Source organism: Fenollaria sp. C0166D3 (assembly GCF_056590255.1).
Map to the genome: position 1 here is coordinate 40749 of NZ_JBWPVU010000011.1, position 15376 is coordinate 56124.

A 15376-nucleotide genomic window follows, 5' to 3' on the forward strand; every position below is an offset into this window, starting at 1 on the left:
GGATATATGAAATCATTTGTAATTATTGGACTTGGAAGATTTGGTATGGCACTTTCAAAGGAGCTTTCAAGGATAGGCCACGAGGTCTTAGCGATAGACTATGACCCAGCCTTAATAAGTGAAGTAGCTGACTATGTTACTCACGCTGTTGAAGCTGACGCAAAAAATGAAATGGCACTTAAGGAGATAGGTTTATCTAACTTTGATGTTGCCGTTATAAGCATAGGCTCTGACCTTGAAGCGAGCATCATAGCTACACTTACTTGTAAAGAGCTTGGCATTAAGACAATAATTGCCAAGGCTACTAGCGAGTCACACGGTAAAGTGTTATCAAAGATAGGTGCAAGCAAGATTATATTCCCAGAAAGAGATATGGGTACAAGGCTTGCACACAACTTAACATTCAAAAACATCATTGATTACATCGAGCTTTCTAGCGATTACTCCATCGCCGAAGTAAAGATACTTAAGTCATGGGTAGGCAAGTCCCTACTTGATCTTAAGTTAAGAAACATTTACGGCGTTAACGTTATTGCTATTAAGAACGATGATAAGATTGATGTGTCACCAAAACCAGATAAGGGTCTTGAGCAAGGAGACGTTTTAGTCCTTCTTGGTCAAGTTGACGATATAAGTGCCTTGGAAAAGGACTCTCAAAATGAGCAGTAGCCTTATTACATCCAAGGACAACAAAATTTATAAGCTAATTAATTCCTTAAAGAAGCCTAAGTATAGAAAGAAAAATTCTATGTTTATTCTAGAGGGCAAAAGATTAGTTTATGAGGCTATAGAACGCTCTGCGTCTATAGTGTACATAGTTATTAACGAAGACTTTGACGATGAATATATATCTGATAAGCCTTATGAAATTATTAAAATCGAAAATAATTTATTTAAAAATTTACAAGATACTGTTACATCTCAAGGCATAATTGCAGTTTGTAAAGAAAAATTGAACGAAACTTATGACTTTGATGAAAAAACAGTTTTATACTTAGAAGATATACAGGACCCTGGCAATTTAGGTACGATAATTAGAAGTGCGGCGTCATTTGGGGTTAAGACCCTTATACTATCAAAAAACTCATGCGATGTGTACAATGAAAAGGTTTTACGCGCGTCGATGGGAGCCATATTTCTAGTAGACGTTCATTATGAAGATTTAAGTATAATAAATACATTCAAAGAGAAGGGCTACAAAGTATACTCAACATCGCCACGAGGCAAGGCCATAAGCTATACGGATGAAAAGGCTTTTATACTTATGGGCAACGAGGGCAATGGCTTAACAGAGGAAGCATTTAAGATGAGTGACGAGACCATCACCATAGCCAATACAGGCAAACTTGAATCGCTTAACCTAGCTGTAGCGAGCTCGATTATTATATATGAAAGATATTTAATGCAATAGTAGCAATATGTGGTATAATATAGGTATCGGAGGAAGCATATGAAAGAAGAACTATTAAAAATTAAAGATGAGGCCAAAGCTTTGATCGAAAAAGCTGAGGACTTAAAGAGTTTAGAAGATTTAAGAGTTAAATTTTTAGGCAAGAAAGGTGACTTAACAGCCATACTCAAGATGATGGGCTCCTTATCACCTGAAGAAAGACCTGTTATGGGCCAACTTGCTAACGAAGTAAGAGAAGACATTGAGGCTCTACTTAAGAATAAATTTGACGACTTAAACGCTCTTGAAAGAGAAAAAAGATTAGATGAAGAGACTTTGGACATAAGTATAGACAAAGATCTAGTTTCATTAGGACATGAGCATCCACTAATCAAGGTTAAGGAAAAACTTGAAGACTTATTCATGAGGATGGGCTTTAAGGTTATAGAAGGACCTGAGATTGAAACTGTTGAAAATAACTTTGACTTACTTAACGCGCCACAAGACCACCCATCAAGAGATATGTCTGATACTTTTTATATTGATAAAGAAAATTTACTAAGAACACAAACATCGCCAGTACAAATTAGAGCGATGAAGAAGTACGGAGCACCACTAAAGATGGTTTCATGCGGAAGAACATTTAGGTTTGATGACGTTGATAACACTCACTCACCGATGTTCTATCAAATGGAAGGCCTTGTAGTAGGCGAAAATATTTCTCTAGCTAATTTAAAATTTACTATAGATCAATTTGTTAGAGAGCTTTTAGGTGAAAAGATACAAACAAGATATAGACCGCATCACTTCCCATTCACAGAGCCTAGCATGGAAGTCGACGTAACTTGTCACAAGTGCGGCGGCGAAGGCTGTGAATTTTGCGGAGGAACTGGCTGGTCGATGGAATTACTTGGCTGCGGCATGGTACATCCGAATGTGCTTAGGAACTGCGGCATAGATCCAAAGAAGTACTCTGGCTTTGCTTTTGGTTTCGGCGTTGACAGAATCACTATGGTTTCGTATGGCATCAACGATATAAGATTGCTTTACGAAAACGATCAAAGATTTTTAGATGAGTTTTAGGAGGACGATATGTTATTACCAATTAGATGGCTAAAAGATTATGTAAATATTGATTGCGACAATAAAAAACTAGCTGAAGACATCACTTTAACAGGTTCTCATGTAGATGGCATAGTTGACTCATTTAAAGGACTTGAGGGAGTTAATACTGTTAAGATTAAACGCATAGAAAAGCATCCAGATGCTGATAGATTAAGAGTATGCTATGTGGACGATGGCAAGAATGAGATTGTCATAGTAACTGCTGCGCCAAACGTAGAAGAAGGCGACATAGTGCCACTTGCTACAGTTGGAGCAATAATTGCTGGCGGAAATAAAATCGAAGAGCATGACTTTAGAGGAGTAGTTTCATATGGTATGTTTTGCTCATTAGCTGAGCTTGGCTACGATACAAACGTAATCAATAAAAAAGTAGCTGAAGGAGTTTTAGTTCTTGACGAAGACACTCCTATAGGCAAGGATATAAGAGAAGTTTTAGCTTTAGAAGAAAAAGTTCTTGATATAGAGATAACACCAAACAGACCTGACTGCCTAAGTGTTTTAGGTATGGCAAGGGAAGCAAAGGCAACCTTTGATAAAGAACTAAAAGAGCCTGATTATAAAGAGGCAAAAGATTCTGAAGATATTAAAAATTATATCAAAGACATCTCCATCGATACAAAAGACTGTTTAAGATATTACGCAAGAGTCGTAAAAGATGTAAAATTAGGTCTTTCTCCACTTTGGATGCAACAAAGACTTATGGAGTCGGGCGTTAGACCTATTAACAATATAGTCGACATTACAAATTATGTTATGCTAGAACTAGGCGAACCGCTTCACGCTTTTGACGTAAATACAATTAAGACAAAAGAAATTCATATCAAAAATGCTAAGGAAGAAAAATTCACTACGCTTGATGAAATCGAAAGAGATTTAAAGCCTGAAGACATTGTTATAACAGATGGAAGTGACAATCTTGCTCTAGGCGGCATCATGGGAGGACTTGATTCATCTATTACAGATAGTACTGAAACTATCATGCTTGAAGGAGCTAGCTTTAACAGATCTCAAATCAGATACACATCGAAGAGACTTGGACTAAGAACAGAAGCCTCAAATAGATTTGAAAAAGGCATTTCACCACTAATGTCAAAGAAAGCAGTTGATAGAGCTGCTTATCTAATCGAGCTTTTAGGTGTAGGAACAGTAGTTGATGGTTATTATGATGTAGTTAACTATGAGGAAAAAGATGAAGTGATTGAGTCTGATCCAGCTAGAATCAACACTTTACTTGGTAGCGATTTAAGCGTTGAGACAATGCTTGATAATTTAGCAAGACTTGGTATAGAAACAAAATATGAAGACGGACTTTTGATTTCAAAGTCACCATACTACAGAACTGACCTTGCTATTGAAGAAGATATTGCTGAAGAAGTTGGTCGTATCTATGGCTTCCACAATATTGAAGCAAAGCCTATCAAGTCAGAGACATCAGTTGGTATGCTTGACTACAAAAGACAAATCGATAAGCACATCAAGACTTTACTCATAGGACAAGGCATGGATGAGATACTAACTTATTCTTTCATCAGTCCAAAGAACTATGATGCACTTAATTTAAAAGAAGATCATGAGTTTAGAAAATATATCGAGTTAATCAATCCACTAGGTGAAGACTTTAGAGCGATGAGAACAACACTTATCGCAAATATGCTAAAAGTTTTATCGCTAAACATCAATAATATGAATGAAAAAGGTGCTTTCTTTGAATTTGGAAACACATTTGAAAAAGAAGGCAGTAAGTATATCGAGAACAAGACTATGTCCGTAGGCTTCTACGGTTATGGTGACTTCTACATGATTAAGGACATCTTAGTTAAGATACTAGAAGGCCTTGCTATAGAAGGATACGAAGTAAAGAGAAGCACTGAAACAAGCATCTTCCACAAGGGTAGAAGTGCTGACTTTTACATGGGTGGCGAAAAATTTGCAAGCCTTGGTCAAATTGACTACGCTGTTTGCGATAAGTTCTCCATAAAAACAGATGTTTATGTGATGGAGCTTGACTTAGAAAAGATATATCCACTAGTTAATCTAGAGAGAAAATATGTTAAGATAAACAAATTCCCAGCTGTTAAGAGGGACTACGCCATAGTTTTAGATGACGCTGTTCCATTTGGCGACGTGAAGAAAGAAATTTTATCGCATGGCTTTGACATCGTTAAGGACGTACAAATCTTTGACGTATACAAGTCTGATAAGCTTGGAGCTGATAAGAAGTCACTAGCCTTCAAGATTAAGTATCAAGGCGAAAAGACTCTTAAAGATAAAGATATACAAAAAGTTGAGAGCGAAATTTTGGCTTCACTTGAAGAAAAATTCGCTGCCATCTTAAGGAAGTAAGGAGGTAGGAAATGCCAGAGAGAGTAACCGTTCATATCAACGGCAGAGATTTCAATATTCGTTCGGAGTATGATGAAAAGTATGTTTCAGATATTGCATACTATGTTAATAAGTTAATAAAGGATCTTTTAGCTAATAATCCAAGACTTGACTCGCTTATGGCAACAACCCTTGCGACTGTCAACGTTACCGATGAATTATTTAAAGCGCAAAAGAAGCTTAGTGAGTATGAGAACACTCCTATAAACAAGTCAGCGGAGTACATGGATCTCAATGAAGCTTATCAAGAAGCTCTTAAAAAGATAGAAAAGCTTCAAGAAGAGCTTAATAATAAGGCGGACGAACTTGTTAAGACTAAGCTAAATACAGAGGATCTTTATCAACAGCTTAGCCGTATCAAAGAAGGAACAAGTCAAGACAGTGACGCAAAAACTACAAATAAGAGCAATATAAAAAACAATCACAATAACAATCACAATAATAATGTTAAATAAAAAGACAAAAGTACTAAGCCCTGTCGGCACCTACGAAGCGTTCATTGCAGCGCTTAAAGCGGGTGCTGATGAGGTTTATTTTGGCAGTGAAAAATTTAACGCAAGGCGCTTTGCAAAGGGCATTACAGATGAAGAAATAAAATCGATGATAGAGCTAGCAAAGCTATATGGTATCAAACTTTGTATGACTGTAAACATCATCTTAGATGATAAAGAAGTAGTCGACGCGCTTTTTTTGATAGAGCAGTATAGAAATATGGGTATCGACGCCTTTATCATTACTGATTTGGGTTTAATATCGCTTGTCAAAAAATATTTGCCAGGCGTTGAGGTACATGCGTCAACACAGCTAAACATCGCGAATCTTTCGAGCCTTGACTGGGCTATTGAAAATGGCTTTCAAAGAGCAGTCATAGCGCGCGAAAAAGACTACAGATTTTTAGAAAAGGCGGCAGAAAAAGACATAGAGCTTGAAGCCTTTGTTCATGGAGCTCTTTGTTATGCAGTTTCAGGCCAATGTTTAATGAGCTCACTTATAGGCGAAAGGTCTGGCAACCGCGGGACATGCGCACAGCCATGCCGTAAGATGTATGATGTTTACAGCGAAGGAAAATTATTAAGCGAAAAAATTTATGCTATATCAGAGTACGATTTAAATACTTTGGACTCAATAGATAAGCTCATTGGCTATGTTGACAGCTTAAAGATAGAGGGCCGCATGAAAAACCCTTCTTATGTATACTTAATAACTAAGCTATATAAGGATAAAATCTTAGGTGTAGAAAATACTCATAGACCGGATGAAGTCTTTAACAGAGGCTTCACTAAGGGACATATCTTGAAAGATGGCATGGACAAGATGCTTGTCAAAGAGAAAAAGCATTTTGAAGGCGGTTTTGAGCTAGAAGATTTTTCATTTGCAAAAAAAGATATAAGTTTTGATTTAAAAGCAAAAATTGGTGAAAAAATAATTTTAACTCTTCATTATATGAGTGAAAAATATACTGGGGAGTCTGAATACATAGTGCAAAAAGCAAAGACAGCTTCACTTGATAGAGAAAAAATTTTTGATCCAATCATCAAGACTGGAAAAGACTTTTTAAATGTAAAAGACGTGAGACTCGATCTTGATGAAGATGCCTTTATACCAGTTAAAGAGCTTAAAACATTAAGAAGAGAGCTTATAGATGAGCTTCTTAAAAAAGATTTTAAGGGCGTTAACATCGATAGAAAGAAAAAAGATATCTTGACTCCTTATGAAAATAAAAAAGCTTTACAGCCAAAAATCATTCTTAGAGCCTCCTCATATAAAGATGTAGAAGGCATTGATATAGACAAGGCTGATACGCTTAGCCTATATCTAAACAAAGATAATCTTACTTACTTAAGTAAAATTAATATAAATAAAGAAGTTTACACATCAAACGCAGCGAGTGACGAAGACCTGGATGAGTACTATGAGCTTCTTAATAAGTATGGCAAAAATATTGATTCAATTGAAATAAGTGAGCTAGGCGCTTATCAAAGACTAAAGAGCTTTAACAAGAAGATTTATGCATCATATATGATGAACGTCTTTAACTCAGAAGCTGCTAAATACATGAGCGAAAGCCATTTTTCAGGCTTTACGTACTCACTTGAGATGACTTTAGCACAGATGGAAAAAATCATGAACTACGGTCTCGAAACAAGGCTATTTGCTTACGGCTATCCAGTCGTCATGATGAGCAAGGCCTGCCCATTAGCAAATATTAGAGATGACTGTGACCAAAGATGTGACGCCTGTCCTATAAACAAGGCAAATGAACTGGTTTATGAGGATAAGGAGCGTTTTATCTTTACTCGCGAAAATAATTATACGAAGATTTATAACTCGCAAAAAATTTTTATGCTCGACAAGATGGACGACATCAAAAAATTAGGAGCTTCAAGCATTATCATAGATCTTGATAATGAAAGCGATAAGAAAAAAATTAATGAATATATAGAAAGAATTAATAATGGAGATGGAATAGACGCGATAGAAAGTTTTACTAGAGCGCATTACTACAAAAAAGTTTTATAGGTGAATAAATGGACAAAGCACTCAAAGTTTTAGAATATGACAAAATAATAGATATGCTACTAGACTTAACTCAAGGTGAGCTTGCAAGAGACTTGGTAGAAAAGCTTGAGCCGTCAAATGACATAGATGATATAAGGCGCATGCAAGAAGAAACATCTGAAGCCTACAGGGTTTTAGTGAGGTACGGAGACATTGACTACTCATCCGCAACGCATATAAAGCATCTCGTGTCAAAGGCAAGTCTTGGGTCCATGCTTTTTATAGAAGATTTATACGATATAATGCAAAACATCTTCTTAGTAAGCTCAATTAAGAGATATTTAAAAACATCTATAGAAGATGAAAACTTAAAGCTAAAGCACTTAAGAAGGCTAAACGACAGCTTAGCCTCACTTGATGATCTCAAGAAAAAGCTTAGCATGACTATAGTATCGAGAGACGAGATAGCGGACAATGCCTCAAGCACTTTAAGAAGCATAAGGCGAAGCAAAAAGCTTAAGAATCAAGCAATAGAAGATAAATTAAATTCATATATAACTAGTGATAAAACTAAAAAATATTTACAAGATGCCATAGTTACTATGCGTGAAGGAAGATATGTAATACCCGTCAAAAACGAGTACCGATCAAGCGTTGAGGGCATGATACACGACATATCTCAAAAGGGATCAACAGTTTTTATCGAGCCCATGGCAGTCGTTAAACTAAATAACGAGCTAAGAGAGCTTGAAAACGAAGAGAAAAAAGAGATAGAAAGAATACTCTATGAGCTATCAAGCGAAGTATCTGAGTACAAGGCCTATCTTGAAACGAATGAAGAAGCTTTAAAAAGTATCTCATTTATATTTGCAAGAGCAAGACTAGCTAGAGAGATGAGGGCGACAGAGCCAGTTCTAAACGATAAAGGCTATGTCAATCTAAAAAATGCAAGGCACCCATTAATACCGAAAGACAAGGTAGTGCCAACAACAGTTGAGCTCGGAGATGATTATACATCGCTTATAATCACAGGACCAAACACCGGTGGTAAGACAGTTAGTTTAAAGACAGTTGGACTTATTACGCTGATGGCAAAGTCTGGCTTAAATATACCATGCGATAACAATTCATCAGTGGCAGTTTTTGATAAAGTCTACGCCGATATAGGTGACGAACAATCTATAGAGCAGTCGCTATCAACATTTTCTTCGCACATGAAAAATATTGTTCACATAGTTGAAAACGCTGAGTATAACGACTTAGTTCTATTCGATGAACTAGGTGCAGGTACTGATCCAACTGAGGGAGCGGCTCTTGCCATATCCATATTGAAACTCTTTAGAGAGAGAAGAATTAGGACCATGGCGACGACACATTACTCGCAAATCAAGTTTTATGCGCTTACTAGCGAAGGCGTGAAGAATGCGTCGATGGAGTTCAACGTCGATACGCTCTCACCAACATATAGGCTCATCATAGGCATACCGGGTAAGTCAAATGCTTTTGAAATATCGAAGCGGCTTGGCCTTGATCAAAAGATTATTGATAGCGCAAAAGAGCTTTTAAATGAGAACGACACTCGTTTTGAAGATGTTCTTAAGGCCATAGAAGAAGATAGAACTGAGATTGAAAACAAAAGAATTAAGATAAATGAAGAGAATGAAGAGATAGAAAGGCTTAGAGAAAAGCTTGATAATAAAAATAAAAAGCTTGAAGAAAAGCAAGAAGCCATCATTAACAAGGCAAAAGAAGAAGCGAGAGAGATAGTTAAGAAGGCGAAGAGCGAGAGCACATTTATAATAGACGAATTAAAAGACATCTCATCCTTATCTAAAAAAGAGGACAGACGAAGGCTTCAAGAGGCAAAGGACTACCTAAGAGAGCTTGAAGATGAAAATAGATTAAAGATAAAAGACAATAAGAAGCGAACAAAAGAAATTCCTAAGGACATCAAGCTTGGTGAAAGCGTTAGAATCATTAGTATAGACAAGTTTGGTGAAGTAGAGACGCTTCCTGATGATAAGGGCGACTTAAATATTCAAGTTGGTATCATGAGTGTTAGAAGCAATATTAATGATATAGAGCGAAGTGAATCAAAAGAGGAAGTAAAGGTAGAGAAGAAGACTAAATCCATTAACAAAGCTAAATCAAAAAATATAAGTTCAGAAATTAATTTAATCGGAAGAACGGTTGATGAAGGGATACTTTTACTTGACAAATACCTTGATGATGCCTACCTCGCAAGGCTCAAAGAGGTCAGGATAATTCACGGTAAAGGCACTGGCACACTTAGGGATGCAGTAAGAAAGTATTTACAAAATAGCAAACATGTTATAGAATATAGAGAGGCAGACTATACGGAGGGCGGTTCAGGAGCTACCGTAGCTGTTATTAAGTAGGAGGTAATTATGATAAATTTTAAGGAAAAAGTAAGCGACGCTTTAAGCGCAGTTATTGAAGAACTATCTAAAGAAGAGATAGATAATCTAGTAGAAACACCGCCATCGTTTGATATGGGTGACTACGCGTTCCCAGTATTTAGACTTGCAAAGACATACAAGAAAGCACCTAATCTTATAGCTAAAGACATAAAAGAAAAACTAGGGGATAACGAATATTTTGAAAAGATAGAAAATGCGGGACCATATGTAAACTTCTTTGTTAACAAAGAAAAACTTCTTGAAACAGTTTATAAAGAGATAGAAGAAAAAGGTGAAATGTATGGTTCATCAGACATGGGCAAGGGCAAAAACGTTATAGTTGAGTTCTCATCACCTAATATTGCAAAACCAATGCACATAGGTCATATAAGATCAACAGTTATTGGTAACGCTCTTTATCATATATTTAAGCACCTTGGCTACAATGCCATCGCCATCAATCACTTAGGTGACTATGGTACTCAATTTGGTATGCTTATAGCTGCTTACAAGCTTTGGGGCGACAGAGAAGCTATAGAAAAGAACCCTATTGACGAACTTCTTGATCTATATGTAAGATACAATAAGCTTCAAGAGCTAGATCCAGCTGCAAGAGACACTGCTAGAGACTGGTTTAAAAAGCTTGAACAAGGCGATGAAGAAGCTACTGAAATATGGACTTGGATGAAACAATTATCAATAGTTGAGTTCGAAAAAGTATATGATATGCTTGGAATAAAATATGACTCATACAAGGGCGAAGCATTCTACTCAGATAAGATGCCAGCAGTTATCGAAGAGATAAAAGAAAAGAACATCGGTAAGATGGACGACGGCGCATACATCGTTGACTTAAAGCCATATAACTTAACACCTTTGATCATAGTTAAGTCCAACGGAACAACAACTTATGCGACAAGAGACATCGCTGCTGCTAGATATAGAAAGAAAACTTATGACTTCTACAAAAACATCTACGTAGTTGCCAGCGAACAAAATCTTCACTTCCAACAATGGAAGCAAGTTCTTAAGCTAATGGGAGACGAGTGGGCAGATGATTGTATCCACGTTAACTTCGGTTTAATCTCACTTAAGGACGGCGCTCTATCAACTAGACAAGGAAGAGTTTTAAAACTTGAAGACGTTTTAAACAAGGCCATAGAAAAAACTAGAGATATAATTGAAAAGAGAAATCCAAATCTTGAAAATAAAGACGAAGTAGCTAAGATGGTTGGTACTGGAGCCATAGTTTTCCAAGAGCTATTCAACCAAAGAATCAAAGACTATGTATTTGACTGGGACAAGACACTTTCATTCGAAGGAGAAACAGGTCCTTACGCTCAATACACATACGCAAGATGTAAGTCATTAATCGATAAGAACGGCGGCTTTGATCCAAGCAAAGTTGATTTTGATCTAGTTAAAGACGAAGCATATGAAATATTAAAATATGTTTATGATTTGCCAAGAACTATAGTTATGGCGATGGAAAAGTATGAAGCCTTCTACATCACAAGAAACATCATAGACATAGCAAAGGCATTCAACAAGTATTACGCAGCAAACCAAATAATTACAGACGACGAAAAGCTTACAAATTCAAGACTTGCTATAGTTGACATAACTCAAAAAGCAATCAAAGTAGGCATGAACCTAATAGGAGTACAAACTCCAGACAGAATGTAATGAAAGTCGTATTTGTAGGTATTAACGCAAAGTTTTCACATACAAATATTGCTATAAGATATTTAAACAATGAGCTTAAAGATATGGTAGATTCTTCGTTTGAGGAATTTACCATAAATGAGCCTTTGGAGAAGATTGTTTACGAACTTCATAAGAAAGACGCCGACGTCCTTATGTTTTCAACTTACATTTGGAACATCGATTACGTCAGAAAAGTCATTACATCGCTTAAAAAGATCAAGCCAAGCTATACCATAGTCCTAGGCGGACCTGAGGTGAGCTTTGAAAAAGAAAGCTTTCTTAGGGCTAACCCTGCCTGCGACTACATAATCTATGGCGAGGGCGAGAGGGCCATGAAGGAATTTATTCTTTATAAGCAAGACGAGCTAAGTATTGACGAGGTTCACAATCTAGCCTATATTAATGATAATAGATACATTAAAACTGAAGAAGCACCCCTTATCGACATGAAGGATCTTAGCTTTCCTTATGAAGATGAAGAGGCTTTGGAGCATAGAACACTCTATTATGAAGCACAAAGAGGCTGTCCATATAGGTGTTCTTTTTGTTTATCTTCAGCAATAAAGGGTCTTAGATACAAGCCCATTGACTTAGTGAAAAAGGATTTAGATAGGCTTATAGCTATGAAACCGTCTATAGTTAAGTTTATAGACAGAACATTTAACTCGAACGAAGACTTTGCCATCAATATAATCGAACATATTTTAGAAAATAATAAAACGAATACAAAATTTCACTTCGAAATCACTCTTGATAGGATGAGTGACAGATTTTACGAGACTTTAAAGAAACTTCCTAAGGATATGGTGCAGTTTGAGATAGGACTTCAATCAATCAACCCACAAACGCTCAAAGCGATTCAAAGGCACAATGACCTAGAGAGAATAAAAGAGCACTCGCAAATGATTAAGGAGCTGGGGACTATTCATCAGCACATAGACCTTATCGCAGGACTGCCTTATGAGGACTTTGATAGTTTTAAAGAGTCTTTTAACTATCTTTATGATTTTAAGATAGAAAAAATTCAGCTCGGCTTTTTGAAAATGCTTAAGGGCTCCTTAGTGCGTTCACAAGAGAAAGCCTTTGGATATAAATACACTGATTATGCGCCTTATGAGGTTTTGAAAAATGAATTCTTATCAACTGATGAAATTATTGAGCTAAAGAAAATTGATTACGTCGTTGATAAAATTTATAACGAGGGAAGCTTTAAAAGGACGCTTCAGATACTTGAAAGGCTGTACGCAAGCCCATTTGCAATGTTTGAAGATCTAGCAAATTTTATCGATGAAAACTTTGGTGTAGATAAGACCATTAAAAAAGAAAATTTATATAGACTAGTATATGAATTTATAATAGCAAAAAATATTCTATCGGATGAGTTGGTCAAAGCACTGAGCCTTGACTATGCGCTGAACGTCAAATCACAGGCACCGCTTGATTTCATGCCATTTACAAAGCTTAGAGGAGACAAGCTACACAGCATTTTGCGAGATGAAGAGTTTAGAAAAGCGTATTTATGGAAATATATAGAAGAGAAGAATAAAGATATCGTCAATAAAGTCGCCATCATACTTATGGATGGAGCAGCGTATCTGGTTGACGAGGACGTAGAAAGGATTAGTGATGACTATGTTCAAAGATATAATTTATACAAACACAGAAGCGTTTAAAAGGCTATTTGTAACGATAAAAGATAATTTTCTAGTTTTAATAATAACAATGCTAGGCCTATTTGCCTTTGATTATGCGACAAACTTTATAGCTGGAGCGCTCGCAATGGCGCTTGGAGGCGGCTTTACCACAATGCTTATAAGTCTCTTTATGTATATACTTATGCTTTTGAAATTTTCACTAGTGGCAAGCCTATTATCAAGAGCAGTTGAAGGCGAGAAGATTAGCCTAAACAGCATATTTATGGGCTATAAGTATTACTTAACAAAGCTAGTTAACTACGTCTTCATCACTTATCTGTTTGGCTTAGTTTTGGATATGGTCTTTAGATCAGGCTCATTCACAAATCCTTATCAAGTGGACCACAGCCTATTATATGCCAAAATGCTAGTGAACTTCATCGTTGTCTTCATTTTTAATGCATCGTTTGAAACACTTTACCAAACAGGTAACAATAGTATAGCCATCTTCACATATGGAGCAAAATTCTTTTTTAATAATTTCCTGCAATGGCTATTCGCAGCAATACTATTAGTCCTTGCACTTAACAGTGATATATTTGCAGGCGGCATCATTTTAAAAGCCCTAGTTAGCTACGTCTTAATGCCAATCATCTTCGTATATAGAGGCCACCTATTCAAAATACTTGACAATTCATCCATGAGAATGAGAGCTTTTAGAAGGAGAATGGACTAATGAATATCGATAGCTTTAAATATTTACTTAGTGAAATATTTTTCATAGACTTAAAAGAAGAGAGAGGTGCGTTTAAGAAGAACGTTGAATACCCTGTTCTTATCAAGGACATGAGAAATATTGTAAAAGAGAATAAAGAAGATATAGATGCAAAGCTATTTTTAAAAGCTATGCCCATAGTATTGTCTATCGATAATAATTTTACGCACAAAAGTGCTTATGAGGATGCAATCAAAACTGTGAAGGACTTCGACAAATTTTTATTACACGAAGCCTTAAACGCAGACACAGACATAGATATAAGGCTAATCTACGCCTATTATCTAAAAGAAAATTACGACGATGTAAATTATGTATATTTATATGTTTCACTTTTAGAAGAAAAGTATAAAGAAAAGGCCATTGACGAAGCTATAGAAATCTTTGAAAAGATCTACCTTGATAATAAGAATGCGAAGTACGCTTTATACAAGCTAGGATATTACTATAGATATAAGAAGGACTACATCAGGAGTAAGGCTTACTTTGAAAAATACCTGAAGCTTGAGGACGAACTTGAGAAAAAGGAAGAGGTAGAGGGCGTTTTGAGCCTTGACTATGAAGAGTACAAAATTGAACTAGCCGAGTACTTTATAGGCGTGAAAAAGTTTAAGGAAGCATATGATATATTGATAGAAAACATTGACAATGCTAAGGATGACAGAGTCTTTTACTACTTAAGCGTTGTGATGACCATGACAGGTAACTTCAAAGAGGCGCTTGACTACGCGATAGAGGCGAGCAAGGACAGGCAGAGCGCTCAATACATGGATCAGCTTGCGATATCAAACTACAACAGCGGCAACCTTGATAGCGCCATCGCTATACTAGAAAAGCAGATAAAGAAAGAAGACTACACGCCGAGCACGAAAGAGTACTTGGAGAAGATGAAAGAACAAAGAGATACGATGAATAAATAATAATAGATGAACCCTCATTGACAAGCAAGTCGGTGAGGGTTTTAGTTTGTGAGGGGCCATGGTCTATGACGAGACAAAATTTCTATTCTTTTTCGTTCAATTTGCGTCTGAGGCTAGTTCGTTTTTTGACAATGCTCAGGTACGATCTGTACATTGCGCTTGTCAAAAAATTCCACTTCGCCTCATCCACTATAGCGCAAAGGTTCTCGTACATTTATGTAAGAGGTTCTTCATTGCTTCAAGAAATAATTAGAAATTTTAAATATGATATCTAGTAAAATAACGAGAGCAAGACGCATGTTATATGTAATATAATAGTGTAAATATATTTGCTTGACATCTATATAAAGTGGAGTGTAAAGTTATGGTTAAACAATTTTAAAAATAATTTAAAATTGTTTAACTTTTTTCTAAAAAACCCTTGACAAGTAAAGAAATAAATGGTAAAATGGATAAGTCATCTGGAAAAACCATATGACAAGCAAAACTGAATAAAAGTGAAAAGAACGATTTAAACCAATCAA

The 15376-nt window shown here is 36.2% G+C and carries 11 protein-coding genes; all 11 read left to right on the forward strand.

The window, feature by feature from the left end:
* Nucleotides 1-6: 6 nt before the first annotated feature.
* The 11 genes from AC1EJ0_RS07735 to AC1EJ0_RS07785 are packed head-to-tail and all read left to right on the forward strand — an operon-like array spanning nucleotide 7 to nucleotide 14852.
* A complete protein-coding gene (locus tag AC1EJ0_RS07735; protein ID WP_480023879.1) occupies nucleotides 7-669 on the forward strand; it encodes a potassium channel family protein in 663 nt (220 codons plus the stop codon).
* A complete protein-coding gene (locus AC1EJ0_RS07740; protein WP_480023878.1) occupies nucleotides 659-1411 on the forward strand; it encodes a TrmH family RNA methyltransferase in 753 nt (250 codons plus the stop codon). The genes AC1EJ0_RS07735 and AC1EJ0_RS07740 overlap by 11 nt, the downstream gene beginning before the upstream one ends.
* Before the next feature lie 39 nt (nucleotides 1412-1450).
* Complete coding sequence (pheS, locus tag AC1EJ0_RS07745) at nucleotides 1451-2473, forward strand: phenylalanine--tRNA ligase subunit alpha (RefSeq protein ID WP_058259281.1); 1023 nt, start codon at nucleotides 1451-1453, stop codon at nucleotides 2471-2473.
* Between the two features lie 9 nt (nucleotides 2474-2482).
* Entirely contained in the window at nucleotides 2483-4858 is a 2376-nt protein-coding gene (gene pheT / locus AC1EJ0_RS07750) for a phenylalanine--tRNA ligase subunit beta (protein WP_480023877.1), read from the forward strand.
* Nucleotides 4859-4869: 11 nt separating this feature from the next.
* Nucleotides 4870-5352 (forward strand): cell division protein ZapA, encoded by a 483-nt coding sequence (locus AC1EJ0_RS07755; protein ID WP_304016372.1) that lies wholly within the window; start codon nucleotides 4870-4872, stop codon nucleotides 5350-5352.
* The gene (locus tag AC1EJ0_RS07760) at nucleotides 5342-7417 is read left to right on the forward strand and encodes a U32 family peptidase (RefSeq protein ID WP_480023876.1); all 2076 of its coding nucleotides are present in this window, start codon (nucleotides 5342-5344) and stop codon (nucleotides 7415-7417) included. Before AC1EJ0_RS07755 ends, AC1EJ0_RS07760 begins: the two co-directional genes overlap by 11 nt.
* An 8-nt stretch (nucleotides 7418-7425) precedes the next feature.
* On the forward strand, nucleotides 7426-9795 hold the full coding sequence (locus AC1EJ0_RS07765) for an endonuclease MutS2 (protein ID WP_480023875.1): 2370 nt from the start codon (nucleotides 7426-7428) through the stop codon (nucleotides 9793-9795).
* A gap of 12 nt (nucleotides 9796-9807) precedes the next feature.
* The gene (argS, locus tag AC1EJ0_RS07770) at nucleotides 9808-11502 is read left to right on the forward strand and encodes an arginine--tRNA ligase (RefSeq protein WP_480023912.1); all 1695 of its coding nucleotides are present in this window, start codon (nucleotides 9808-9810) and stop codon (nucleotides 11500-11502) included.
* A complete protein-coding gene (locus AC1EJ0_RS07775) occupies nucleotides 11502-13196 on the forward strand; it encodes a B12-binding domain-containing radical SAM protein (RefSeq protein WP_480023874.1) in 1695 nt (564 codons plus the stop codon). Before argS ends, AC1EJ0_RS07775 begins: the two co-directional genes overlap by 1 nt.
* Entirely contained in the window at nucleotides 13156-13893 is a 738-nt protein-coding gene (locus AC1EJ0_RS07780) for a hypothetical protein (RefSeq protein ID WP_480023873.1), read from the forward strand. The genes AC1EJ0_RS07775 and AC1EJ0_RS07780 overlap by 41 nt, the downstream gene beginning before the upstream one ends.
* Nucleotides 13893-14852: a tetratricopeptide repeat protein gene (locus AC1EJ0_RS07785; RefSeq protein ID WP_480023872.1), complete on the forward strand. Its 960-nt coding sequence runs from the start codon at nucleotides 13893-13895 to the stop codon at nucleotides 14850-14852. Before AC1EJ0_RS07780 ends, AC1EJ0_RS07785 begins: the two co-directional genes overlap by 1 nt.
* The last annotated feature ends 524 nt before the right edge of the window (nucleotides 14853-15376 follow it).